The following is a 25,269-nucleotide window of genomic DNA, read 5'->3' as shown; positions in this document are numbered from 1 at the left end:
TACGGCATGCGGGGTCGAGGAATCCGGGACGCCATCGCGGCGCTGACAGGCTCGCTGCGCGCCAAGGTTCTGGCGCTACTTCTGGGTGGGCTTTCTGTCGCTTTCGCCGCGATCATCACGATCCAGAGCGTCTCGGAGTACCGGCACGCACTCGATCTGCTCGAAGCCTCGGTGCGAGATCAGACTCAGCTTATCGCGGGGCAATCCCGGCGGGGTCTTGCCCTGCGGGACGAGGCCTTTCTGGAGCACGTCTTCTTCGACCTTGTTTTTCGGCAGGATGAGCGGACCGACACTGCGGCGCGCATCGGGATGCTCCAAGTCTTCGATCATTCCGGGCTTCGCCTGAAAAGTTTTGCCACCTTCCCTGGTCCCGACCTTGATGCAAAGCTACTGCGGGCCGCCGCCGCAGAAGCCATGGCTTTGGGGCATCAGGTAGAACTCCCCGCCGGGGATCTGTTCATACTGGCCTCACCTGCGAATTCCGATGTGGACATGGATGTCTTGGGGGCTGTTGCCATTGCGTGGGATACGACCGATCTCAAGGCTCGGTTGCTGCTACATGCTGTGCGTCAGGCCCTTATTGGATTGGGCGCGGCCATCGCCGTGACGACGATGCTGCTCATCGCGATCAATAGGTTGATGCTCGCCCCAACGATGCAACTGACCCGAACGATGGCCAGTATGCGCCCGTTTGATACCTATCTTATCCCTCGCTCGCTCAGGTCCAGAAATGATGAAATCGGCCGTTTGGCCAACGAGTTCGCCGGATTGATGGAACAGCTTCGTGCCTCTCGCGAAGCGCTCATTGAACGTTCCGAGCTTGAGATTGGCATGCGCAATCAACAGCTAGACGCCGCGCTCAACAACATGTCTGAAGGTCTTTGCATGTTCGACGGAGAGGGCAACCTTGTCGTGAACAACCGTCAGGTCGCAGACCTCTACAATCTCTCCCCCGATGTCTTCGACCGCGGGATGTCGCTGCGAGACCTGATGTGCCATGCGCAAGACGCGGGTAGTTTTACCGGCGAAGACATTGATCTCGTCGTCGCTGACCTGACGGACGAGCACGTCTCTAGCCAGCCGCGGCACCACTACAACAGGATACGCGATGGCCGGGTCGTGTCGGTCAATCAGGTTCCGCTGGACAGTGGCGGGTGGGTTTTCACGTTCTCGGACATAACTGAACGTCGGCTTGCCGAAGCGCGGATCGAGCATATGGCCCACCATGACGATTTGACGGGCCTTCCGAACCGATCACGCTTTCGGGACGAAATTGCCCACGCCATGAAGCAGGTGCAACGCGGCCAGAAATTTGCGGTTTATTGTCTCGATCTGGATCGGTTCAAGGCGGTCAACGATACGCTTGGCCACCCTGTTGGCGATGAGCTTTTGATACAGGTGGCTGAGCGTCTGCAACTCAGTACGCGAGAGACGGATGTTGTTGCGCGCTTGGGCGGCGACGAATTTGCGATCCTGCAGCCTGTCGAGGGCGACGAGGAGATGCCCATCACGCTGGCCAACCGCGTCATCACTGCGCTGAGCCAGCCCTATCATGTCAGCGGTCATCAGATCGTCATCGGCGCAAGCGTCGGTGTTGCTCTTGCGCCCTATGACAGCTCGGACGCAGATGGCTTGATGAAGGCGGCGGACCTTGCGCTTTATCGTGCAAAGGGCGACGGGCGCGGGGTCGCTCGGTTGTTTGAGCGGGAGATGGACGCACGGATGCAGGAGCGGCGCCGGCTTGAGATAGACTTGCGTGCGGCTTTGGAAAACGGGGATATCGAAGTCAGCTATCAACCGATTGTGGATATCGAATCCAACAAGGTCCGCTGTTTTGAGGCTTTGGCGCGCTGGCATCACGCGGAGCGGGGACAGATCCCCCCGGATGTTTTCATCCCGCTGGCCGAGGAAATCGGGTTGATTGACAAGATCGGAGCCCATGTCTTGTCGCGCGCTTGCACCGACGCCGCAACATGGCCGGAAACAATTCGTGTCGCCGTCAACCTGTCTCCTGCGCAATTCGCGACCGAAGCGCTCGTGGATGATGTAGAGGAAACGTTGATCCGTACGGGGCTCACACCGGATCGCTTGGAACTCGAAATCACCGAAACCGCGCTGTTGAACCAGACCGATACTACCCTGACCATTCTGGCGCGGCTTCGGCACTTCGGCGTCAGGATTGCCATGGACGACTTCGGAACGGGCTATTCCTCGCTCGCCTACCTACGCAAGTTTCCCTTCGACAAGATCAAGATCGACCGGTCCTTCATCAGTGAACTCGAGGGCAACGACGAATCCCAGGCTATCGTGCGGGCGATCATAGGTTTGGGAAGCAGCCTAGGGATTGCCACCACGGCCGAAGGGGTCGAGACCTCCGACCAGCTTGCTAAACTGCGTGCGGAAGGCTGTCAGGAAGTGCAAGGGTGGCTGTTCAGCAAAGCCGTGCCAGCAAATCAGATAACGCTGCTGCTCAAGGCGATAGAGCATTGGCGGGATACAGCGGCCTAGGCACCTTCGATCAGTTCAAGGGCCACAAGATCGGCACCAGAAGCACGGTGACGACGCCTGCGAGTATGTTCATCGGAATCCCGATCCTCAGAAAGTCAGAAAACCGATACCCGCCCGCGTTAAAGACCAGAGTATTGGTCTGATAGCCGATTGGGGTGGCAAAGCTGGCCGAAGCCCCAAACATCACGGCAACCACGAAACCGCGCGGATCAAGGCCCAGCTGGGTGGCGACGCCCGCGGCAATCGGGGTCATCAAGACGGCGACGGCATTGTTGGTGACGAGTTCGGTCAGAATGGACGTCAGGATATAGATCAGCGCCAACGCCACGAGCGGACTCGCGTCCGAGAGCAATGGAGCGAGCCATTCGACGAGCAGGGTCATCGCCCCGGTTCCCTCAAGCGCTGAGCCGAGCACGATCATCGATATGATCATGAGCAAGAGACCACCATCCATCGCCTCGACGCCCTCTCGAATGTCGAGGCAGCCGGTGGCGAAAACCACCGCCATTCCCAAAAGCGCCAAGGGTAGGATCGGAGCAAAGTTCATGGCTGCAAGGCCTACGACCAGGGCGAGTACACCGATTGCGATCGGGGCATGAGCGCGGCGAAAGGCGCGAACCGTATTCGGATTCAATACGGTAAGGCGGATCTCATCGGCCATCCGGCTGATATCCGAAGGGGCACCGTCAACCAGCAATAAATCGCCCGCGCTGAGGCGGGTTTCATTGGGTCGTCTGATGTGTTCGCCGTCGCGGTGGATCGCGATCGGATAGACGCCAAAGCTGCGCCGCAGATGCATATCGGACAGGGTATGACCTACGGCCTGGCTTCGCCGGCCGACGAGCAATTCGGTCACTTGCGTTTGCCGCGCACGGCCCGGTTCCACCCCGGGGATGGCGAGCCAGGATGCGATCCCGTCCCGAAAGCCCATAAGTTCCACATCCCGGGTGCGCAGGACGACACGGTCCCCTGCCTCGAACCGCAACGCCTTCAATTCCGTTCGAAGCGATTCATCGCCTCGGATGACATCGACCACCCGCCCCCCGCTGCCTACCTTGGTCTCAAGCTCGCTGACCGGGCGCCCTACCATTTGCGATCCGGCGGGCAGAAACAGCTCAGCGAGCCAACTGCGCCCGCGTTGGGGAAGATCCGCGACCGTGGGGCCTCTATCAGGCAACAAAAAACGCCCCGCGAGGGCCAGGAAAAGACCGCCTGAGAGAGCGAGCGCGATGCCCAGTGGCGCGATTTCAAACAGGCCGAATGGGGCAAGCCCGATCTTTTGTGCGACGCCGTCCACCAGAAGGTTGGTAGATGTGCCGATCATCGACACGGTGCCGCCAAGTATAACCATGTAGGAAAGCGGAAGCAGGAGGCGTGAGGATGTTGTGCCAACCTGACGGGCAAGTCCCAGGGCCACTGGGATGAGCACCATGACGACCGGAGTGTTGTTGATGACGGCGGAAGTCAACGCGGCGGTAACAAAGAAAATGACGACAGCCAACGTGGGGCTTTGTTGCGCAAGCCGGGACATTCGAGCGACGGCTAGGTCCAGCGCGCCGGTGCGGACCAGCGCCGCACTTAGCACAAACATCGCGCCGATCGTCGCTGGAGCTGGGTTCGCCACGGCGGCAAGCACCGTTTCGGTCGAGACAAGGCCCAGCAGGAGCGCTAGGGCCGCTCCGCAGAAGGCCGTTGCCTCGGGGGGGCAACGGTCGAGAACAAAGAAGATGAACACGACCAAGATGAGCGCCATCGCCACGAATGGGGCAGTGGAGCCAAGCGAAAACAGGTTCATGCGATCGCCTTTCTGGCTGCGCTGTTGAAGGAGCGCCGACGCGGGAAGAGCGGGATCAGGAACGAACAAGCCTTTTGCATGAGACCATCTCGCATCAACATTTTAGGGCCATGCGGCATCGGCACAAGCGAGTGGTCGATTGCCTCCCTCGGCTCCGCTCCGTCTTGCTCTTGTAAAACTCTCATGTCGGGTGCTGATGCAACGCTGCTAAAAATCGGCCGCTGGATCCGGGATGTCCGAAGTGGACGCCTGTGAATGGTATAATCCTGGCCCGAACGATGGCGAGACGCTTTGGCGCTGCAAGGATGACGCAAGTGGGGCAGAGAAGGGGGGCGACGAAGACGCATGTGACGCCTTGCGAACTTCTGAAGACGGAGCCGCGACCTCACGACTCAATGCACGTCTCGGCGCGATCTAGTACCGAAAACCGACGCTAGCAAGTGGCGCGTACGTCGAAATTTCTATTTCGAAACGTGCTGGCTGCAAGGCGTATGGTTTGGTGACAAGTTTGCCACGTAGATGGTGAACAGGGAAGGTGTTCGGACACCGGTCGTATCGAGTTTCCGCGCTCGCCAGTGCTCCGCCCTGTCGATCATGGCCCCAACACGATTGCATCGTTCAGCGCGGTCGCAATAGCGATGGAACTGCTGACATGCCCGGCGGTTACGAGCAGGTGTAGGTGATACATTGGCTTTGGGAGGCACGAACTTGTTAAACTGGCGCGACGGCTTTGATCGTTGCAGTCGATGAACCCAAACGTTCGTCTTGAACCAACGAACGCCAAAAGATTCGGGGAAAGTGGAGGCCAGAGGCCGCAACCAGTCCACTGTCAGTACATAAAGTTAGTCCTCACTTGCTGCTTCGCCTGATGACATTGAGCGTCGCTAGTTTTTACTCATGGAGGTGATCTGCGCCGGTTGATTTTAGCTAGATATTTCGCCGTGACCCTGATGAGAAATGAAATTCTTGGTATGGGTGTAGATCAATCCCCAAGCCTTCTTTTTTGGCTTGTTTCTCGGTCCATGCCCCTCTAAACGGGTCGGCGGAGATGTGGCCGAGTGGTCGAAGGCGCTCCCCTGCTAAGGGAGTAGGCGGGAAACCGTCTCGAGGGTTCGAATCCCTTCGTCTCCGCCATAATCCTTTAAATCAACGGCTTAGATTTGGGCAAATAAGCGTGACGCAAAGTGGAGCTCGCGCCCATGGAGCTGCGAGCCTACCTTTTTCCTTTGGGTCAAGGCGTTCGCTAGACCTGCTTTACCCTTCCACGGGTTAGAGGCGAGCGGCGCAGAAGTGTCAGCATATCGCTCAGGACCCGTCGATTTCTGCTGTGCTGCGTGAGTCAGAGTTCGAAAAACGGCGGTGGCCTGTCTGATCTTTTCCGCGGCGCATCGCAGGGGCGGCGATGGAGGGGGCTCCAAACAGGGACATGATTGTTGCCTATGACCTCCCTCACCGAGTCTTGGCCTTCACTCCGCATGCGCCTCCATTCGCCTACCTGTTGGGAGCGAAACCTTAGCTCAATTCGATTTGTCGCCGCTCGGTGGTTCGTTCTCTCCCGGGGGAGGGGCGTAGCCCGCCCAGCCGCAGGAGGTCTCTGTTTGGGGGAGGCTGGCGGCCTCAATGTTCCGGTGCATATAGGCTTTGGCGATGAAGTTCGCAGTCACCGGGGCGGTGACGAAGAGGAACAGTGTGATGAGCAATTCGTGGGTCGATGCCACGCCGCGTTCGAGCCACGCGATGGCGATCGATGCACAGAGAATGCCGCCTATGCCCACAGTCGTCGCCTTGGTGGGCGCGTGAAGCCGTTGCATCGCATCGCGGAGTTTTACCAGCCCGTAAGAGCCGACTAGTCCAAACACGCCACCGATGACGAGCAGAGCGGAGATGAAGATTTCTGACAGCATGGCGCGCTCCTATTCGATGATGTCGCCGCGCAGGATGAAGCGGCAATAGGCGACGGTGGAGACAAATCCGACCATCGCAAAAAGAAGCGACGCTTCGAAGTAGACTGCGGTGCCCTGCCACATCCCGTAGAGGATGAGCAATGCAATGACGTTGATGACCATCGTGTCCAAGGCAAGAATGCGATCAGCGGGATCGGGGCCGGTCGCGATCCGCCAGAGGGTCAAAAGAAGGCCGATCCCGTAGCACAGGAACGCGAAGATCAGGGCGTAGGCGATCATTCGAAAATCTCCTTCAGTCTGGCTTCATATCGGGTTTTGATTTCGTCCCGGACAGCGTCGGGATTATCGGTATGAAGGCAGTGAACAAGGATGGCGCCCCCATCGGCTGCGAGCATTGCAGAGACCGTTCCCGGCGTAAGGGTGATCGTGCCGGCAAGGACCGCAATCGCTTCGGGGGATTTCAGATCAAGCGGGACACTTACCCATTGGGATCTAATATCGGCCGCAGGTTTGAAAAGCACGATTTTCGCAACTTCGATATTGGCGAGCACGATGTCCCAAAGGACCAAGCCAACATAGCTTATGGCCCTGAATGGCCGCCGGACGCGGGGGCGGTCGGGCCAATAGGGCTCGGTCATGGCGGGAATGATTACGGCAAGCGCAAATCCCAAAAGCACATTGCCCAAGGTTACCTTGTTCACGAGTTGCAGCCAGAAGATTGTCAGCAACAGGGTCAGGTAAGGATGAGGCAGAATACGGTTCAACATGGATCAGTTCCCCCCGCTCAGGACCGCGTCGACATATGCGGCGGGATCGAAAAGCTCTGCACTGGTTGCCGTGAGATACGAGGTGACGGGACCTGCGAAGATGCTGAGAAGGAAGAGCATCGACAGGCAGGCGCCGATAGCCACGAAGGCTATCCCTACATTCGGTTGGGATGGTCCCGCGACTGGAACAGGCGCTGGTGTCTCGGTGAGTGCGCCGTGCCCATCGACCGCGACGACGCCCTCGGCTTTCCAGAATATCAGGCTGCCCGCACGGGCAAAGCCGACGATGACCATGAGGGACGTGACCAGAATGGCGGCCCAAGCGATAGCCTGATGCGCCTGCCCCTGGAACGCATCGAGTATGAGAAGCTTGCCCAGGAAGCCGCTGATAGGAGGCATTCCCGCCATGCCGATGGCCGCGATAAAGAAAGCAGCGGCGAGAAGGCCGTTATTCGCGATTGGCGGTGCCGGTAGAAGACTATCCGCGCTCGCGCCCCGCCGCGTGGTCACAAGGTCCCCAATCAGGAAGAGCGCGGCCGCCGCGAAGGTCGAGTGCAACAGATAGTAGAGTGCGGCGGTGACCGACTGCGGGGTGAATACCGCGATCGCAAGAAGCAGTGTGCCCATGGAGCCGACCACAGAGAAAGCGATCAGCGGCATGAGCCGCCGCGCACCGAGCACCCCGAAGGCCCCGACCGCGATGGTGATGAGCGCGCCGATCTTGATCCAAAGTTCGGGCATATCGCCGATCGCGGGCACATCAGGGCCAAAGATCACGGTGTAGAACCTCAGGATGGCATATGCGCCCACCTTGGTCATGATCGCGAAGAGAGCCGCTACCGGGGCAGGGGCGTTGGCATAGGTCCCCGGTAGCCAGAATTGCACCGGAAAGAGCGCGGCCTTGATGGCAAAGACCACAAGCAGCAGGATCGCGGCCACACGCAGGATGGCTGCATCTTCCAGCGGGATTTCCCGTACCTTCACCGCAAGATCGGCGATGTTGAGGGTGCCTGTTGCGGCATAGAGGGTGCCGAGGGCGAAGAGAAACAGTGTCGAACCGCCAAGGTTCATGACGACGTATTGCAGCCCGGCCCGCAGTCGAGCCTGCCCGCCCCCGTGGATCATCAAGCCGTAGGACGCGATGAGGAGAACTTCGAAGAAGACAAAGAGGTTGAAGGCGTCCCCCGTCAGAAAGGCCCCGCAAATCCCCATCAACTGAAACTGGTACAGAGCATGGAAATGCCGCCCACGTTGATCCCAGTCCGTTCCGATCACGTGCAGAAGGACGATCAGCGCCAGCACGGATGTCAGGAGGACCATCAGGGCCGACAACCGGTCCAGAACCAGCACGATGCCGAAGGGCGCGGGCCAGTCCCCGAGGCGGTAGACATGAACCGTGCCGTCGGCGGCCATGTTCAGCAGCCCCAACGCGATAACGACGAGCGCGACGCACCCCGCAACAGAAGCGCTGCGCGAAAGCACCTTGTCGTGCCGCATCACGAAACCAATGAGCGGCGCGAGCAGCGCAGGAAGGATAACGGGCGCGATGATCCAGTGGCTCATGCGTCGGCCTCCTCATCCGAAATGTCGATCTTGTCGTGCTTGGCTTCGAGAAAGGCCCCGAGAGAGATCAGCACGAGCACGGCGGTCATCCCGAAGGAGATAACAATGGCCGTCAGAACCAGAGCCTGCGGCAGCGGATCCGTGTAGAGGGACGGATCCACATGCTTTGCGTGATGATCGAGTACTGGGGGCATTCCCGTCGCGAGCCGTCCGGTCGAAAAGAGAAACACGTTGACCGCGTAGGAGAGCATTGCCATCCCGAGAATGACCGGGAAGGTGCGGAGCCGCAGGATCAGATAGATCCCGGCGGAGGTCAGCACACCTACGGTTGCAGCTACGATAAGCTCCATCTCAGCGCTCCTCCTCGGTGGTCTCGCGGATACCTTGGGACGGATCGTAATCCATCGCCGCGGTGTTGACGGTCTCTCCAGCATACCGGGCGATCCGGCTCAGGCTGTAGAGCATGAGCATCACCGCACCGAGGACGGTGAGGAAAACGCCGAGGTCAAAGGCCATCGCGGTGGCGAGTTCGAATTCTTCGATCGGCGGGATGTGGAAGTACCCAAAGCTGCTGGTCAGGAAGGGTTTTCCGAACAGCCATGCGGCCGTGCCGGTCAGCCCCGCAATCGCGACCCCCCACCCGATCATGGCGTGGTATTCGATGCGCTGACGTTCCTGCGCCCAGCCGAAACCAGAGGCCATATACTGCATCAGAAGGGCAATCGCGATGATCAGGCCCGCGACAAACCCGCCGCCGGGCTCATTATGGCCGCGCAGGAAGATGTAGACACCGACCATGGCCGTCATAGGGAGCATCACGCGGGTGGCGATGACCATCAGCATGGGGTGCCGGTCCCGAGATCTTTCCTGTGTGAATTCCCAGTTGCGAAGGCGCCGCGCCGCGGGTCCGTCCAGCAGCGCATGCATCAGGGCATAGATTATCAGCCCCGCGATCCCCAAAACGATGATCTCGCCAAAGGTGTCATAGCCACGGAAGTCGACGAGGATCACGTTGACCACGTTGGTACCGCCGCCACCAACCTTGGATTGGGTCAGGTGAAACTCGGAAATGCTGCTGAAGTCCCGCAGGAGGAAGGCGAAGGTAAGGCTGGCAACCGCTCCACCCACCCCGAGCGCGATGGCACCGTCGCGGACCCTGCGGAAAATGCCTGACTCTGCCGGCGTTGATTTGGGCAGGAAGTGCAGGGCCAACAGCATCAGCATGATGGTGACCGTTTCCACCGAGATCTGCGTCAGTGCGAGGTCCGGGGCGGAGAGGTATACAAAGCCACCGGAAACGCCGAGCCCGACGATGCTGATCAAAATGAGAGACAGGAACCGCTCTCTGTGGAGCAGCACAACGGCGATGGCCGCGACGACGAGCAGCAGGAACCCGATCCATGCCAGAGGTGGTACAGGTAGCAATGCGCGTGTTGCCGGGGCGAGGCCGCCCCCACTGGCCGCGATCGCGCCAAGGGCCAGCGTCGAGACGACGAATATCGCCAGATACCGCGAAATCGCGCCATTGTGGGTCTTGTGCGCGATCCAATCGGATCCCGCGACCGCCCAGCCAACGACATGGTCAAAGATGACTTTGGCTTCTGGGCGCGGAACAGCATTCCACAGACGCTCAAGGGGGCGATGAAGGGCCAGCAGGATCAGACCGCCGAGCACCGCAATGGCCGACATGATGAGAGCGGGCGTGACCCCGTGCCAGATCTTGAGGTCGTGCCAGTGGTGCAGTTCATGCCCGACCACGGCCGTCGCGGCGAGTTCGACGAGTGGGCCGACGGTGGCTTGGGGGAAGATCCCGATCAAAAGGACCAGCACGACGAGCAAGCCCGGCGCCGCCCACATTCCGAAGTTCGGATCGTGAGGCTTTGCAGGGTAATCGTCGCGTACAGGGCCGAAGAAGGTGTGAGAGATGAACCGGAATGAATAGGCCACGGATAGCAGCGCACCGAGGGTCGCAAGGATGGGTACGGCATAGTGGCTTCCGCGCCAGTCGGTATGCGCGGCCTCTTCCAGCATCAGTTCCTTGGAGAGAAAGCCATTGAAAAGCGGGATTCCGGCCATAGACAGCCCGGCAATCACGGCGATCACGAATGTGATCGGCATGAGGTGACGCAAGCCGCCAAGGCGTTTGATGTCGCGCGTATGCGCCTCATGATCCACGATACCTGCGGTCATGAAGAGAGCGGCCTTGAAGGTCAGGTGGTTGATGATGTGAAAGACCGCCCCGATTGCCGCAGCTTCGGTCCCGAAACCCAGCATCATGGTAAGCAATCCAAGATGGCTCACGGTCGAAAAAGCCAGCAATGCCTTCAGATCATCCTTGAACAGCGCGATGAGCGCGCCGAGGACCATGGTGATGAGCCCCACGGTGCCCACCGCGTAGAACCATGCATCCGTACCTGCGAGTGCGGGCCACATGCGCGCCATGAGAAACACGCCCGCTTTCACCATTGTTGCCGAGTGCAGGTAGGCTGAAACAGGGGTTGGTGCGGCCATGGCATGCGGTAGCCAGAAGTGGAACGGGAACTGGGCCGATTTCGTGAACGCCCCGCCGAGGATGAGCAGCAGAGCAGGCAGATAATAGTCCGATGATTTGATCGCATCGCCAGCGGCCAGGATATCGGTCAACTCATAGCTGCCCGCGATATTGCCGAGGATCAGCATTCCCGCGATCATCGAAAGCCCGCCCATGCCCGTGACGGTCAGCGCCATACGTGCGCCCTGCCGCCCTTCGGGGAGGTGGGTCCAATATCCGATCAGAAGGAAGGACGAGAGGGAGGTCAATTCCCAGAAAATGAGCAGGAGCAATATGTTGTTGGACAGAACGATACCGAGCATCGCGCCCTGAAACAGCAACAGATAGGTGAAGAATTGACCCGCGGGATCATCTCCAGACAGGTAAAACCGGGCATAGAGCGTGATGAGCAAACCCACGAAAAGGATCATGCCCGCAAAGAGAAGCCCCAATCCATCGAGAAAGAAACTGACCGACAGCCCAAGTGCGGGGAGCCATTCAAATTCGATCTGGAGCACCTCTCCGCGAAACACGTCCGGAGCGCAGAGGCCCAACATGACGAGGGCGAGAATGGTTGGAACGGCGGTAAACGTGGCGCAGGCGGTGCGACCCGCCCGTATCATTAACCCTGGGACAAGCGCCCCTAGGAACGGCAGCAGCGCCATGATGGGCAAAAGGCTGGCGTTGTTCATTGTCTCTCCCCGCGAATCCCCTTGGTCAATCTTTAGACAGTCGCGCCCCGAGGTAAAACCTGTTGAGCGTGGCATTATGTCGCCCAGACACCAGAGTGGTTTGAAAGGGCCGCCCCACAGCATCGCTCATATTGGGCCAAACGGCTCTCTATCCACAACTTGTCGGGGATATCCCCAAGATTTTGCTTTACACGTGCCTGGGTTTGACCCCACCATATTTGGTAAGTCAGGGTGCAGTTTCTGCCCTGTCTTGAGACGGCACCGAGCGCTTGGGGTGCTATTCGTCCCGGGCGCTATAGCACATGAGGTGGCCCAATGGCACTGTCCGAGCAGTTCATAGACGACGACATTCACCCAATCGACATCGTCGAAAACCTTGCCGCAGATCATGCGTGGGAATTCGACCGTATCGGTGACGATCAAATCGCCATGGCAGTCGAGGGTCAGTGGCGCACGTATTCAATCACGCTTGCCTGGTCCGGATATGACGAGACGCTGCGCCTTGTCTGTACCTTCGAAATGGAGCCTCCCGGAGAGAAGGCCGGTGAGCTCTATGAGCTTCTCAACCTTGTGAACGAGCAGTGCTGGACCGGAGCTTTCTCTTGGTGGAACCGTGAGAAGCTCATGGTCTTTCGGTACGGCTTGGTTCTTGCCGGAGGGCAGGCGGCGACGCCAGAACAGATCGCGACCCTGATTACATCGTCTGTTCTCAACGCGGAACGGTTCTATCCGGCATTCCAACTCGTGAGTTGGAGCGGGAGCACACCCGCAGAAGCGCTTCAAGTCGCCATTGCCGAAGCCTACGGTCGCGCCTGAGCCGCCGGGGATCGCAGAGGCGGCGGACGTGATTGCGATGAGCAGGGAGCAGGAGGAACGAATGGAGTTTGAGGACGTCGCCCGAAGAGGCTTGGTGCTGATAGGTTGCGGCAAGATGGGATCGGCCATGCTGCGCGGTTGGATCGATGGCGGGGTTCCTCCCGAAGCTGTCTGGGTCCGCGATCCGTCGCCTGCGCCTTGGCTTTCGGAGGCCGGAATTCGCGTCAACGCACCGCTTCCCGAAACTCCAGCCGTCGTCCTGATCGCCGTCAAACCGCAGATGATGACGGAGGCATTGCCCGACCTAGCGGCGATGGGCGGAGGGGCGACGCTTTTCATATCCGTCGCTGCCGGAACCTCCCTCGCCACGTTCGAGCGGCACTTGGGATCGAAAGCGCCGATCATCCGCGCAATGCCCAACACCCCGGCGGCCATAGGGCAGGGGATCACCGCGATGATCGGCAATGATCGCGCCGGTGAGGGGCACCTCGATCTTGCCGAAAAACTGTTGCGCGCGATCGGGGAGGTTGTTCGCCTTGAGGCCGAGGAGCAGATGGATGCGGTGACCGGGCTGAGCGGGTCCGGCCCGGCGTACGTGTTTCATATGATCGAGTGCATGACGGCCGCTGGCGTGGCGCAGGGGCTGTCGGAAGAATTGGCGCTTGAACTGGCAAAGATCACCGTGGCCGGTGCGGGCGCATTGGCCAGATCCGCGGAGGAAAGCCCGGCCATTCTTCGCGAGAACGTCACCAGCCCCAACGGCACGACACAGGCCGGGCTGAAGCAACTCATGAACAAGGAGAATGGGCTGCCACCCCTCATGATCCGCACGATCGGCGCGGCAGCCGAGCGATCGAGGGAGCTTTCGCGTGGCTGAGATCAGTTATGACGAGTTTCAGAAAATCGACATTCGTGTAGGCCGTATCCTGCGGAGCGAACCCTTTCCCGAGGCGCGCAAACCGGCGTTCAAACTTTGGATCGATTTTGGTGGCGATATAGGTGAGCGCAAATCCTCGGCACAGATTACCGCGCATTACACGCCCGAGGCGTTGGTCGGAAAACAGGTGCTGGCGGTGGTGAACTTTCCCCCGCGACAGATCGGCCCTTTCATGTCGGAAGTCCTCGTGCTTGGGTTGCCCGACGCTGATGGTGAGGTCGTGCTGATCGGACCTGATCTGAAAGTGCCTTTGGGAGGAAAGATGCATTGACGAGAATACTGGTGACACGGCCCTTGCCTGATAAAGTCTTGGCAGAGGCGGAGAAGCACTTCGAAATCGAACTTCGCGAAAAGACGACGCCGATGGGCCGCGCGGAAATGCGTGCCTCTCTGGCGCTCTATGATGGGGTGTTGCCCACGCTTGGCGATATGTTCAACGCGACGATCTTCGAGGAGGGACGCCATCGGTGCCGGATCCTCGCAAATTTTGGGGTCGGCTATAATCATATCGATGTTGATGCCGCTCGCGCTGTGGGCATCGCCGTCACCAATACTCCCGGCGCGGTGACGGACGCGACGGCCGATATCGCACTCACGTTGATGCTCATGTCTTGCCGTCGAGCCGGCGAGGGGGAGCGTTTGGTGCGAACCGGCAAGTGGGACGGGTGGCACCCTGTGCAGATGCTGGGCCAGCACATGAGCGGCAAGACCCTCGGCATCCTCGGTATGGGCCGCATCGGTCAGGCCATCGCGAAGCGCGCGCATTTCGGGTTTGGCATGCAGATTGTCTACCACAATCGTTCCCCCAAGGAGATGGATTTCCCCGCAAAGCAACTCGGGAGTCTTGAAGAGGTCGGCGCGGCATCCGATGTGGTCGTGGTCGCAGTGCCCGGTGGCTCGGAAACCCATCACCTCGTTGGGGCCAATCTGTTCGCGGCGATGAAGCCTACGGCGCATTTCGTCAATATCGCGCGAGGTGACATCGTCGACGAAGCGGCCCTGATCGCGGCGCTCGATGCCGGAGAGATCGCGGGCGCGGGACTGGATGTCTATGAGCATGAACCGAAAGTGCCGGCCGCGCTCATCGCGCGAGAGAACGTGACGCTCCTGCCGCATCTCGGGACTGCGGCGCTAGAGGTGCGCGAGGACATGGGACTCATGGCGGTGGAAAACCTGCGCGCCTTCTTCGCGGGAGAGGACTTGCCCAACGCGGTCTAGCTGCGCCCGACTGCCTAGGGCCGGATTGGATGGGCGGCGGTACAAAGTGCGCGCGATCAAGTCGCGTGAACCGCCCCCTCCCACGTCGCCAGCGGCATAGTTTTGGACTATGTTCAAAAAGTGCCGCCACGGGAAACAGATGGCTTGGGGGTTGACCCCGACCGTTTGTCCGCGTTTCTGGCCGGACGTCTGGGATACGGGAAACAGCGATGCACAAGCCAGCAATCACCGGTACCGGGGTTTTCACCCCGCGCGAGGTCATCACGAACGATGAACTCGTGGAAGCCTTCAACAGCTACGCCGCGCAGCAAAATGCGTCCCGCGTCGAGGCGGATCAGATACCGCTCTCGTCGTCGGAATTCATCGTGAAGGCGAGCGGAATCGGGCAACGTTTCGTGCTGAACAAGAGTGGCATTCTCGATCCCGGTATAATGCATCCCCGTCTGCGTGAGCGGGAGGACGATGAGCCGTCTGTCATGGCTGAAATGGCAGCGGACGCGGCGGGGAAGGCACTGGCCTCGGCTGGGCGAACTGGCGCGGAGGTTGATTTGGTGCTCTGTGCTGCGTCCAATCACGAACGTCCCTATCCCGCAATCGCCGTGGAAATCCAACAGCTTCTTGGGGCGTCGGGATTTGCCTTCGATATGAATGTCGCATGCTCCTCGGCTACATTCGGTATTCAGACCGCGTCCGATATGATCCGGACCGGAAGCGTTCGGCGCGCGCTCGTGATCAGCCCCGAGATCTGCTCCGCGCATCTGGAATGGCGGGATCGGGATTGCCACTTCATCTTCGGAGACGTGTGTACGGCGGTCTTGATCGAACGTGAGGAGGATGCCCAAGGGCCATTCTTCCGTGTGCGCTCAACCCGCTGCGCGACCCAGTTCTCCAACAACATTCGCAACAACAACGGTTTCTTGCGACGTGCGCGTGAAGAAGGGCAGGATCTGCCCGACCGCCGGGACATGCAGTTTCGCCAGAACGGGCGAAAGGTCTTCAAGGAAGTGGTGCCGATGGTTTCCGACCATATTCTTTCGCACCTTTCGGACGAGGCTATCGCCGCGAGCGACCTGCGCAGGCTGTGGCTGCATCAGGCGAACAAGACGATGAACGACTTCATCGGTCGCAAGGTGTTGGGCCGGGATGCAGAGCCGGGAGAACAACCCAATATCCTGCAGGATTACGCAAATACGTCGTCCGCCGGGTCGATCATCGCATTCTCGCACTATTCCGACGATCTTGTTCCGGGTGATCTGGGCGTCATCTGCTCATTTGGCGCAGGCTACTCGGTCGGGTCTGTGGTGGTTGAGCGCGCCTGATCCTTGCCTGCGCGATCTCGGGGCTTGGGCCATATCAGGCCCCGGGCGCCTCTCCCATGGCATCACGCCAATGGCGACGGCAAAGGCTAACGTAGCGCTCATTTCCGCCTATTTCTACTTGCCCGCCTTCGGTCAACGCGCGTCCATCGGGACCAAGCCGTGTAACCATGGTGGCCTTGCGCCCGCAGTGACAGATGGTGCGCACCTCACGCAATTCGTCCGACAGGGCCAGAAGCGAAGCCGAGCCGGGAAACAACTTTCCTCGAAAATCAACGCGTAGCCCATAGCACATCACGGGCAGGTTGAGGTCATCCACCGCGCGAGCGAGTTGCCAAACCTGAGCGTCGGAGAGGAATTGTGCCTCATCCACAAAGATGCAGGCACAAGGGCCGCTTTGCTTTCGTTGGGCAATCCGCTCGAAAAGATCATCGGTTTCGGAAAACGTCTCTGCTTCTGCGCCGATCCCGATCCGTGAGGCAATTCGGCCTGTGCCGGCGCGTTCGTCGAGTGCGGCAGTCAGCAGATATACCGCCATGCCGCGTTCCTGATAGTTATGAGCCGCCTGCAACAGAACCGTCGATTTGCCGGCATTCATGGTCGAATAGTGAAAATAGAGCTTTGCCATGGCCCTCTTTTGTCGGGCGCGAAGCGCGATGCAAGATCTATTCAGCCGCAGACAGTCGGACCGTGGCAATCAAGCCGCGCGGCGACCGGTTTTCGAGCGTCAGCGTCCCGCCATGTCCCGCAATGATTGCCCGCGCGATCGACAGGCCGAGGCCCGCGCCACCGGTATCAGTATTGCGAGAGGGCTCGCCACGGGTGAACGGCTCGAACATGTCCGATATACGGTCCTCGGGGATGCCCGGGCCATCATCCTCAATCGTGACGACGGCATCGCCGTCCTCTTGCCGCACGCGAACTTCGGGATCGCCGCCGTAGCGCGTCGCATTGTCGATGAGATTTCCGAAGGCACGACCAAGAGCGACAGGTCGTCCCTTGATGCTGACCTCTCGGCCGGGGGAGAGACGACCGCCGAGCGTTTCGGTGAGCCGGGCAAGCAATGGCCTCAGTGCAAGCTCGACGGGGTGTTCGGCGTCTCCCGTGCCTTTTGCATAGGCAATGAGACCGTTTGCCATCACGGTCATTTCCTCAAGCGTGCGGATCATTGGCGCGGCTTCCTCTTCATCGAGCATTTCGACGCGAAGGCGCAAACTTGTGATCGGCGTGCGCAGATCATGCCCCACGGCCGCCAGAAGCCGCATCCGTTCGGTTTCAAACTGTTCGATCCGGGCCTGCATATCGTTGAAGGCCGAAGCGGCATCGCGCATTTCGCGGGCGCCACCTTCGGGTACGCGAACCGCGCGATCACCGCGTCCCGCCGCACGGGCTGCGCGGGCAAGCTCGCGCAAGGGGCGCGTGAGGCGTGAAATAAACAGCGTCCCGACGCCCAGCACAGCCAGAAGCGACAGTCCGAGGCCGAGCATCAGCAAGCCTTCGTTCGGGCCGGGGAAAGTCTCCCGAGGGGGCGACGCGGATCGCAGGTTGAGCCATAGCCGGGGTCCAGCAAGTGTGTTCAGGCGAATTGACACCGCGATGGCCCGTGCCTGACGGAACCCTTCGCGTCTGTCGATAACGCGCACGCGAATGTCGCGGCCGGGCAGGGTTTCCTGTAGCCGGGCGGCCAGATCCTCGGACCGCGCGTCGAGTGCGGTTTCGCGCAAGGATGGTCGTTGAGAGAGCGTGACCCGGGCTGAGCGACGAGATGCCTCGGCGACGAGAGACGCCCGGCGGTCCGGGGCGAGCGATTCCAGTGCTGGCACCAGCGCGGCCACCCGCTCTACCTCCAGCGTCAGCCGTGCTTGCCGGTCGAGCCGCTCTCTCTGCACCGCGAGCAAGACCAGCGCCGCGAGGTTTGCGGCCAACAGCGCCGCGGTCAGGAGCAGGACGAACCGTGCTGCCAGCCCGCGGGGAAGATACGCGCCCGGGTTCAAACCTTCTCCACATCGGCGGCCAAGAGATAGCCACCGCCCCATTCGGTCACCAGAAGGCGAGGTGATTTCGGATCATCTTCGAGCTTTCGTCTGAGCCTGCTGATCGTGTTATCGATGGCGCGATCATAGGGCTTCGCCTCTCGTCCCGCTGTGAGATCAAGAAGACGCATGCGGCTCAGCACGGTTCGCGGATGGTCCAGAAAGACCGTCAGCAGGCGGCTTTCGCCCGAGGTAAGTTCCGTCCGCGTGCCATCTGCGTCGATCAACTCTCGCGTGGCCGGGATATGGGTCCAACCGGCAAAGCGTCGCTCTGTGGCGTCGACGGTTGGCGGGGTAGGGGGGGCACGGCGCAGCACGGCCCGAATCCGGGCGAGCAACTCGCGGGGGTTGAACGGTTTGACCACGTAGTCATCCGCGCCAAGCTCCAATCCTACGATCCGGTCGGTTTCATCGGCCATTGCCGTCAACAGGATCACGGGCGGTCCTCCGCGCGCAACCAATGCGCGGCAAAGCGAAAGCCCGTCTTCTCCCGGCATCATGACATCGAGGATCACCAGATCGATCGAGGCTTCGTCCAGCACAATCCGTGCTTCGGCGGCACTGGCCGCCATTCGGGTGCGTAGCCCCTGCTTGCGCAGGTACTGCGCCAACGGCTCCCGGATGTCGCGAGCATCATCGACGATGAGAATTTGTGTGACCGCTGTGTCTGTCATCGGGCCCCCTTCTCTTTGGTTCTAGCGGTCCGGGTGGTGTGGGCGCCAGAGGGGTGCACAGGCCGAGCGACGGAAAGTTGTCGCAAAACGTATCAGAATGGCAAGCCGCGACAAAGCACGACAAAGCCCTGCTCGCGTCAGCCTAAGAATGCTGCGAGCACTACCCCATGTGAAACGGGCAGGGCGATGCGCCCAGCCAAAGCAAAGACGACCTTTACAGGAGAACCTCTCATGACGACCCGTTCAAAACTTATTCCGACCGCCTTCCTTGTCGCGACACTTTTGGGCAGTGGGGCGATGATCGCCACTGCGCAAAGCTCCGAAACCACAACTCCCGACGCCCCGAGCGCCGCAGCCGCCGAGCAGGAACGCGGCCCCCGTGGTGAGGAAGGCCGAGGCAACGGAGGCCGCGGCGGCGAAGGTCGCAGCGCCGAGAAAGGCGCGCAGCACGGTGAACATCATGCCAAGGGGCCGCGCGGCCATGGCATGATGGGCGGCATGGGCCGAGGTGGCCTGATGCAGGAGCCGGGCTTCTTTCAGTCGCTCTTCGCCGAGATTGATGCCGACGGCGACGGTGCGGTCACCCAAACAGAAGTCGATGAGTTCCGCGCCGCAAAGGTGGGCGAAGTGGATGCATCGGGCGACGGCGCGCTGAGCATCGAAGAGTTCGATACGCTCTACCGGGAGTACACCCGCGCGCGCATGGTGGACCTGTTTCAGAAGCTCGATGCGGACGGAGATGGCCAGATTTCAGGCGAAGAGATGGACAATCGGTTCGGGAACGTCGTCGAGCGGATGGATCGCGACGGCGACGGTCAACTGCGCCAGATGAACCGCGGCCCGCGTCGCTAAGAGTTTGGCGGCCCTTCAGGGCTGCATGATGAAATCTGGTGGCCGGCTCTCTTCTTGGATGAGCCGGCCATTGGGCAGATCATTCCCATCGATCTTTGCCCGCATTTCTGCGGCTGAAAGCCCGTATCGAACCCAGCGCATCTCTAGCCTGCGCCGCAGTTCCGCCTCGGGGACCGGCACCAACGCCGTAACATCGAAAAGCGGTTCAAGAGCTCTCCAGGGGTCGCGGTCGAGTAGCAGGTAATTCCCCTCTGCGATCACGACGCGCACCGACGCAGGTATCACCCGAGCACCAGCACGAGCAATTTCGATCGACCGGTCGAAAAGCGGCACGGCAACGGTTGAGCCATCGTCGGTCCGTAGCCGCGCGAGTACATGGGCCAGACCATCCACATCGAAGGTTTCTGGCGCGCCCTTGCGGGCAAGCATGCCTTGGGGTTCGAGGTAGAGGTTGTCGTAATGGAACCCATCCATCGGGAGAACGGCGGCCAGCCCTGGCTCAGAGCGGTTCAGCCTATCGGCGAGATCGTCGGCCAAGGTCGATTTCCCGGAAGCAGGTGCCCCGGCAATAGCGCACAGGACGCGACCACCGGAAGCACGTTGATGCAACTTCGTCGCCAGATCGGAACTTGATATGTGATGCCCGGATAAGGTCACTCGTTTGCTCCCGCCAGAGGTTCCATTTGTTCTTATCCATTCAGGGAGATTGAGCAAGCAACGGGCTGGTTCATATGCTCCGAAAACAGAAGCCGCCCAAGGGGGGGCGGCTTCTGACAATTGCGCAATAGAGAGCGTCGTGGCGCGACGGCTAAAGTTGGGCCATGACCTCATCGCTCGCTTCGAAATTTGTCGTGACGCGCTGCACGTCATCGTCATCTTCCAAGGCGTCCACGAGCTTCATGAGCTTCTGCATGTTCTCCAGATCGAGTTCGGTCGTCGTCGTCGGCTTCCAGATCAGCTTGGTCGTGGTGGATTCGCCGAGTTGCGTCTCAAGCGCATTCGCGACCTCGTTCAGATCGGTATCGGCACAATAGATGAGGTGTTCCTCCTCGGTGCTTTCCACGTCTTCGGCGCCCGCTTCGATCGCGGCCATCATGATGTCGTCGGCATCGCCAGCGTCAATGGGATAGGTGACCTCTCCCTTGCGCTCGAACATGAATCCGACTGACCCGGTTTCGCCAAGGTTTCCGCCGTTCTTTGTAAAGGTCGACCGAACGTTGGAGGCGGTACGGTTGCGGTTGTCGGTCATCGCTTCGACGATGACGGCGACACCGTTCGGGCCGTAACCCTCATACCGCACTTCTTCGTAATTCTCCGCATCGCCGCCCATCGCCTTCTTGATGGCGCGCTCGATGTTGTCTTTTGGCATGGATTGCGCCTTGGCCTCTTTCACGGCGAGCCGCAGGCGCGGGTTCTTCTCGGGGTCGGGATCACCCATCTTGGCAGCGACGGTGATCTCCTTGGAAAACTTGGAAAACAGCTTGGCGCGGACAGCGTCCTGCCGTCCCTTGCGGTGCTGGATGTTTGCCCATTTTGAATGGCCGGCCATGGTGTCCCCGTCTTGGCTGTGATCGGCGCACATATAGACAAGGGTTGCCCCGATGTTCAAGCGATGGCCTCAATCCGGCGACAACCTCAGGACAAAAGAGGCGTCCGGCGTACTCTCCGGTTCCCACTCCTGCTTGCGGATGAGGTTGAGATCCTTGGGGGGCATCTCGTTGACGCGAAGACGAAAGATACGCTCAGTGCCGGCGCCGGGCGCACCCATTTCCTTTGCATAGCCATCGCTCAGAAGCTCGATGCCCGCATCCGTAGGAGCGCTCCACCGATAGCCCGTCGTCGGATTTTCCGGAAGGCGGAGGAGGATTTCCGATCCGGGTCGGACGACGACCTTTCGGCCGCCGTCCTCCAATCCGAGCTCGATGGTGTCACCAGACATAGATCTGAGTGATCTCATTGCTTGCGCTGATCTCGAGGTTCACCGTCGAATTGGTCTGCTCGGCATGGCTCGCCATCATCACCATGGACAGGTAAGTGCTGTCGTTGGCGTTGGACAGCTTGCGCCATCCCAACCCCGCCACGGCCGCATAGGAATTGCGCGAGGCACTATTGGCCCACATCGCGGTAATCTTCTTGCCGTTGTGCCATGCAGTGATGCCTTCGGCCTGTACCTCGACCGCGGGCTCGCTTGGTGGGGTCATCATGGGCTGGGTATCGCGCACCTCTTCGGTACGAATATCTCCGAGAAGCGATGCCACATCCAATTTCGGTGCGCCTTCCGAGGCGCTTTTCATCGTCTCCGCCCGGACACTTTCAGCAGTGTCGGTGGGGGCGTCTTTCGTGGTTGATCTGGGCATGAAAACAATCCTTCGTTACTATACAATCAAATCCTGCCGAGCCTGCGCGGCCCGGCCGCAAATGCTATCGCAGATCAGGTCACATAGACCTCCTTGATCTGGTTGCCGTCGATGAGGGCACGCACACTGCGGTCTCCGGCCTTGGCTCCGATCAACTCGGCGAGCATGGCATGTTGCTGCACATCAGACGCCGTGGTGAGTTTTTTCCAACCGGTGCCAGCGATATGGGCCCAAGCATTGCGCGAGCTTTCGTTGGTCCAGAGGCCGTTGACCTTCACGTTGTTGGCCCAGCTCTTGAGCGTTACGCCGTTGGCGCCATAAGGCCCGTACCACGTGTCGATCTGGCACTGGCCATAGGCGATCCGGAAGAAGCCGCCTTCGCCCCAGTTGGGACCCCAGCTATTCTTGCAGATCCAGCAGCCTTGGGCGTCGTTGTAACCGATGATCTCAACGCAGTGACCGCCCGCCTGATTGCCCGAGACATGCTTGTAAACGCCGGACCGATAGGAGAAGAAATCCTGATAAACGATGAAGCATCCGGTGACTGAACCCTTTTGGGCGATCCACTCCTTGATCGCGGCGCGCCCGTTGAGTTTGGAGCGTCCGGTGACACGGGCCATATTGCCTTCCCAGCCGTTCGGCACGGCGCAGGCCTGCTGGCTGCCCGAATAGGGGTAGACGCTTTCAAGCGTGATGCCCTTGTCCTTGCACTTGTCGAGCGCGGCATCCGGGAACCACCCATTGGCGCAGGTCCGGCCCTCTTCGCCGCCGTGGCAGTAGAAGAGATGCGCTTCGGACAGATCCAGATCGAGGTTCGGGTTGTTCTGAGAGCGCCGGTAGGTCGTTTCCATCACCGCAGCAACGCCGTGTGCCACGCAGGAGCCGCAACTGCCCTGATTCTTGACCGGTGTCGTGAAATTCTTTCCGCCGACGTTCCGATGGTCAAAAGAAGCAGGCGCAGTAAGCCCGCTCTCCGCTGCGATGACTGCACTGGTCACCGGGGGCGCGGCTTTGTCCATCGCCACCGCCTCATCCAATGTGGGCGCGCCCGGCGGAGGGTTGAAGCCAAGACGGATCCGGCGCTCATTTTCGGTGAGCATGGCCATGGACGTGCGTTCGTCCATTTCCCATGGTTGTCCGGCATCTTTTAATTCGGTTGAGAGCTGTTTGAGATCAAGGGGTTCGGCCATTTCGGGCGCTCCTATCAATTGGTGGACGAAAAGCCGATTGCGGGCCGAACGGCATCCCCCGCCTCCTCGCGGATCAGGGCCTTGCGGCACATCGAATCTTGGCTTTTCGTCCAGGTTCGCGCCAGTATCCGGCGCGCGTTTCGTCATCAAAAATAAAGTTTGTCGCATCTTCCCGATGCAACTCTGAGTATAGCAAAAAAGGCGACTTTTCGCAAACCGGGCAAAATGTGAAAGGCTTGAAGGTCTTACGGAATCGTTAACGGAATAAGGGCTCTGTTAACAATGGAATCACCCGCAAGCAGGGACGCCCATCTGTGCAACTTTCGCGAAGGTGCTGAATGACAAACGACCAGATAATTCTGTTTGGCCTCTTTGGCGCGGTTTTCGCGCTGATGCTCTGGGGGCGGTTCAGGTACGATTTCATTGCGTTCGGCGCGCTTCTCGCCGGGGTTCTGCTCGGTGTGGTGGAGGACGAGAATGCGTTTGACGGTTTCGGTCATCACGCCACGGTCATCGTTGCGCTGGTCCTGATCGTATCTGCGGGGTTGGTCCGGTCGGGGGCCGTCGGGGTGATTACGCGGACCTTTCTCGACAGTGACCGGCCGATTGGGTTGCATATCTCGGTCATGGGTGGGCTCGGCGCGGCTCTTTCCGGTTTCATGAACAACGTTGCAGCCCTCGCACTCTTGATGCCGGTGGATATCGCCACCGCGCGCAAGGCGGGGCGGCCTGCGGGCCTTAGCCTTATGGCGCTGTCATTTGCCACGATCCTCGGCGGTATGGTCACCCTGATCGGGACGCCGCCAAACATCATCGTATCGTCCATCCGCAACAGTGAACTGGGCGAAGGGTATTCGATGTTTGATTTCGCGCCCGTTGGGCTGACCGCGGCCATTGCAGGGCTGGCGTTTGTTGCATTGATCGGCTGGCGATTGATCCCGCAGAGAAGTGAAGAGGGGATTTCGGGTCCGGGAGATCTGGCTGATTATCTCGCGGAACTTGTCGTGCCGGAAAAGAGCGACTTGATCGGGCGCCGGTTGGGCGAGCTGGAGGAGGCAGCCGACAAGGCGGATGTGGCGCTGCTCGGGTTATTGCGCGACGGGGAGCGCCGGTTCGGACAAGCGAGTGGTGTCAAGCTTCGGGCCGACGATGCGATCCTGCTTGAAGCCCGCCCCGAGGCATTAGATGAATTCCGTGCCGCGCTGGGCCTTGCCTTTGCCGAGGCCGAACGGAAAGAGCGGCTTGGCGCCGAAGGGGAGGGGGTGGAGCTTCTTGAAGTGGTCGTCACGGAGCAAAGTCGGCTGAACGACCGTACCGCGCAATCCGTGGGTCTGTCGTGGAGGCAGGGCACGTTGCTTTTGGGGATCGCGCGGGAGGGCGCGCGCATTGTGCGCCGCGTACGAAAAACAGCGGTTCGGCCCGGTGATATACTGCTGCTGCTTGTCCCGAAGGATCGCGCCCAAGAGGTGGCGCAATGGTTGGGATGTTTGCCGCTCGCGGCGCGCGGTCTGGCGGTGACGCAAAATAGGAAGAGCGGTCTGTCCATAGCTCTTTTTGCAGCTGCGGTGGCCGCTGCGAGCTTTGGTCTGGTCTCGCTGCCTATCGCGCTCGGATTGGTGGTTGGGGCCTTTGTGCTCACTCGGATCCTTCCGTTGACAGAGGTCTATGACCACGTGGAATGGCCGGTTGTTGTATTGCTCGGCTCAATGATCCCGCTCGGCGCCGCGCTTGATGAAGCAGGCGGCACGAAGCTCATTGCTGAGGGACTTGTGGATCTGACTGCTGGGTGGCCTGCGTGGGCCATTCTCACCGTTCTGATGGTTGTTACAATGACCTTGTCGGATGTACTCAACAACACGGCGACCGCCATCGTGGCGGCGCCGGTTGGAATCGACATGGCCACGGCACTCAATGTTTCGCCCGACCCATTTCTAATGGCTGTTGCCGTCGCGGCATCCTCGGCGTTTCTCACGCCCATCGGTCACAAGAACAACACTCTGGTGCTTGGCCCCGGTGGATATCGGTTCGGCGACTACTGGCGAATGGGGTTGCCCTTGGAAATACTTGTCGTCGCAGTTTCGGTGCCGGCGATCCTCGTGTTCTGGCCACTGTAGTGG

The 25,269-nt window shown here is 60.2% G+C and carries 23 protein-coding genes and 1 tRNA gene; 9 read left to right on the top strand and 15 right to left on the bottom strand.

Features of this window, described 5'->3' with window-relative positions; translation table 11 throughout:
• The first annotated feature begins 6 nt into the window (after nucleotides 1-6).
• Complete coding sequence (locus BM234_RS09570) at nucleotides 7-2,508, top strand: EAL domain-containing protein (RefSeq protein ID WP_092063845.1); 2,502 nt, start codon at nucleotides 7-9, stop codon at nucleotides 2,506-2,508.
• Between the two features lie 10 nt (nucleotides 2,509-2,518).
• Here BM234_RS09570 and BM234_RS09565 read toward each other — a convergent pair whose 3' ends face one another.
• On the bottom strand, nucleotides 2,519-4,303 hold the full coding sequence (locus BM234_RS09565) for an SLC13 family permease (RefSeq protein ID WP_092063842.1): 1,785 nt from the start codon (nucleotides 4,301-4,303) through the stop codon (nucleotides 2,519-2,521).
• 1,044 nt (nucleotides 4,304-5,347) lie between these two features.
• Here BM234_RS09565 and BM234_RS09555 point away from each other — a divergent pair.
• Nucleotides 5,348-5,437, top strand: a tRNA-Ser gene (locus BM234_RS09555).
• Nucleotides 5,438-5,820: 383 nt separating this feature from the next.
• Here BM234_RS09555 and BM234_RS09550 read toward each other — a convergent pair.
• From BM234_RS09550 to BM234_RS09525, 6 genes are read right to left on the bottom strand one after another with little or no spacing between them, the layout of a single operon-like run.
• Nucleotides 5,821-6,207, bottom strand: coding sequence for a Na+/H+ antiporter subunit G (locus BM234_RS09550; RefSeq protein WP_092063836.1), 387 nt, complete (start codon nucleotides 6,205-6,207; stop codon nucleotides 5,821-5,823).
• 9 nt (nucleotides 6,208-6,216) lie between these two features.
• Entirely contained in the window at nucleotides 6,217-6,486 is a 270-nt protein-coding gene (locus tag BM234_RS09545) for a K+/H+ antiporter subunit F (RefSeq protein ID WP_092063834.1), read from the bottom strand.
• Entirely contained in the window at nucleotides 6,483-6,974 is a 492-nt protein-coding gene (locus tag BM234_RS09540) for a Na+/H+ antiporter subunit E (protein ID WP_092063832.1), read from the bottom strand. Before BM234_RS09540 ends, BM234_RS09545 begins: the two co-directional genes overlap by 4 nt.
• A gap of 3 nt (nucleotides 6,975-6,977) precedes the next feature.
• On the bottom strand, nucleotides 6,978-8,537 hold the full coding sequence (locus BM234_RS09535; RefSeq protein WP_092063829.1) for a monovalent cation/H+ antiporter subunit D: 1,560 nt from the start codon (nucleotides 8,535-8,537) through the stop codon (nucleotides 6,978-6,980).
• On the bottom strand, nucleotides 8,534-8,887 hold the full coding sequence (locus BM234_RS09530; protein ID WP_092063826.1) for a Na+/H+ antiporter subunit C: 354 nt from the start codon (nucleotides 8,885-8,887) through the stop codon (nucleotides 8,534-8,536). Before BM234_RS09530 ends, BM234_RS09535 begins: the two co-directional genes overlap by 4 nt.
• A 1-nt stretch (nucleotide 8,888) precedes the next feature.
• Entirely contained in the window at nucleotides 8,889-11,759 is a 2,871-nt protein-coding gene (locus BM234_RS09525; protein ID WP_092063823.1) for a monovalent cation/H+ antiporter subunit A, read from the bottom strand.
• Nucleotides 11,760-12,074: 315 nt separating this feature from the next.
• Here BM234_RS09525 and BM234_RS09520 point away from each other — a divergent pair, with 315 nt between their 5' ends.
• The 5 genes from BM234_RS09520 to BM234_RS09500 all read left to right on the top strand — a co-directional run bounded on the left by BM234_RS09520 (nucleotide 12,075) and on the right by BM234_RS09500 (nucleotide 16,049).
• Entirely contained in the window at nucleotides 12,075-12,575 is a 501-nt protein-coding gene (locus BM234_RS09520; RefSeq protein ID WP_092063820.1) for a type III secretion system chaperone family protein, read from the top strand.
• A gap of 61 nt (nucleotides 12,576-12,636) precedes the next feature.
• Nucleotides 12,637-13,452, top strand: a complete 816-nt coding sequence (gene proC, locus BM234_RS09515; protein ID WP_092063817.1) for a pyrroline-5-carboxylate reductase — start codon at nucleotides 12,637-12,639, stop codon at nucleotides 13,450-13,452.
• Complete coding sequence (locus BM234_RS09510) at nucleotides 13,445-13,783, top strand: tRNA-binding protein (RefSeq protein ID WP_092063815.1); 339 nt, start codon at nucleotides 13,445-13,447, stop codon at nucleotides 13,781-13,783. Before proC ends, BM234_RS09510 begins: the two co-directional genes overlap by 8 nt.
• Entirely contained in the window at nucleotides 13,780-14,730 is a 951-nt protein-coding gene (locus tag BM234_RS09505; RefSeq protein ID WP_092063812.1) for a 2-hydroxyacid dehydrogenase, read from the top strand. Before BM234_RS09510 ends, BM234_RS09505 begins: the two co-directional genes overlap by 4 nt.
• Nucleotides 14,731-14,939: 209 nt before the next feature.
• Entirely contained in the window at nucleotides 14,940-16,049 is a 1,110-nt protein-coding gene (locus BM234_RS09500) for a beta-ketoacyl-ACP synthase III (protein ID WP_092063809.1), read from the top strand.
• A 34-nt stretch (nucleotides 16,050-16,083) separates the two neighbouring features.
• On the opposite strand, the gene BM234_RS09495 is transcribed toward BM234_RS09500, so the two are convergent.
• From BM234_RS09495 to BM234_RS09485, 3 genes are read right to left on the bottom strand one after another with little or no spacing between them, the layout of a single operon-like run.
• Nucleotides 16,084-16,674 (bottom strand): thymidine kinase, encoded by a 591-nt coding sequence (locus BM234_RS09495; RefSeq protein ID WP_092063806.1) that lies wholly within the window; start codon nucleotides 16,672-16,674, stop codon nucleotides 16,084-16,086.
• A 37-nt stretch (nucleotides 16,675-16,711) separates the two neighbouring features.
• Nucleotides 16,712-18,040 (bottom strand): ATP-binding protein, encoded by a 1,329-nt coding sequence (locus BM234_RS09490; RefSeq protein WP_175501243.1) that lies wholly within the window; start codon nucleotides 18,038-18,040, stop codon nucleotides 16,712-16,714.
• Complete coding sequence (locus tag BM234_RS09485; protein ID WP_092063799.1) at nucleotides 18,037-18,753, bottom strand: response regulator; 717 nt, start codon at nucleotides 18,751-18,753, stop codon at nucleotides 18,037-18,039. Before BM234_RS09485 ends, BM234_RS09490 begins: the two co-directional genes overlap by 4 nt.
• A 231-nt stretch (nucleotides 18,754-18,984) precedes the next feature.
• Between BM234_RS09485 and BM234_RS09480 the strand changes: the two genes are divergently transcribed.
• On the top strand, nucleotides 18,985-19,605 hold the full coding sequence (locus BM234_RS09480) for an EF-hand domain-containing protein (protein WP_175501242.1): 621 nt from the start codon (nucleotides 18,985-18,987) through the stop codon (nucleotides 19,603-19,605).
• A 15-nt stretch (nucleotides 19,606-19,620) separates the two neighbouring features.
• On the opposite strand, the gene BM234_RS09475 is transcribed toward BM234_RS09480, so the two are convergent.
• The 5 genes from BM234_RS09475 to BM234_RS09455 form a co-directional block, all read right to left on the bottom strand.
• Complete coding sequence (locus BM234_RS09475) at nucleotides 19,621-20,262, bottom strand: nucleoside triphosphate hydrolase (RefSeq protein WP_245752568.1); 642 nt, start codon at nucleotides 20,260-20,262, stop codon at nucleotides 19,621-19,623.
• Nucleotides 20,263-20,413: 151 nt separating this feature from the next.
• Nucleotides 20,414-21,154 carry a YebC/PmpR family DNA-binding transcriptional regulator gene (locus tag BM234_RS09470; protein WP_092065145.1) on the bottom strand — a complete coding sequence of 247 codons (741 nt, stop codon included), beginning with the start codon at nucleotides 21,152-21,154 and terminating at the stop codon, nucleotides 20,414-20,416.
• 69 nt (nucleotides 21,155-21,223) lie between these two features.
• Nucleotides 21,224-21,544, bottom strand: coding sequence for a protease inhibitor I42 family protein (locus tag BM234_RS09465; RefSeq protein WP_175501241.1), 321 nt, complete (start codon nucleotides 21,542-21,544; stop codon nucleotides 21,224-21,226).
• Nucleotides 21,534-21,962 (bottom strand): hypothetical protein, encoded by a 429-nt coding sequence (locus tag BM234_RS09460; RefSeq protein ID WP_092063786.1) that lies wholly within the window; start codon nucleotides 21,960-21,962, stop codon nucleotides 21,534-21,536. The genes BM234_RS09465 and BM234_RS09460 overlap by 11 nt, the downstream gene beginning before the upstream one ends.
• A 74-nt stretch (nucleotides 21,963-22,036) precedes the next feature.
• On the bottom strand, nucleotides 22,037-23,152 hold the full coding sequence (locus BM234_RS09455) for a C1 family peptidase (RefSeq protein WP_175501240.1): 1,116 nt from the start codon (nucleotides 23,150-23,152) through the stop codon (nucleotides 22,037-22,039).
• A gap of 338 nt (nucleotides 23,153-23,490) precedes the next feature.
• On the opposite strand from BM234_RS09455, the gene BM234_RS09450 reads away from it, so the two are divergent.
• Nucleotides 23,491-25,266 carry an SLC13 family permease gene (locus tag BM234_RS09450; protein WP_092063780.1) on the top strand — a complete coding sequence of 592 codons (1,776 nt, stop codon included), beginning with the start codon at nucleotides 23,491-23,493 and terminating at the stop codon, nucleotides 25,264-25,266.
• The last annotated feature ends 3 nt before the right edge of the window (nucleotides 25,267-25,269 follow it).

It is taken from the genome of Poseidonocella pacifica (assembly GCF_900111875.1).
Classification (GTDB): Bacteria; Pseudomonadota; Alphaproteobacteria; order Rhodobacterales; family Rhodobacteraceae; genus Poseidonocella; species Poseidonocella pacifica.
Note: the sequence above shows the minus strand (reverse complement) of the source record. Positions and strands in the feature narration are given on the sequence as shown.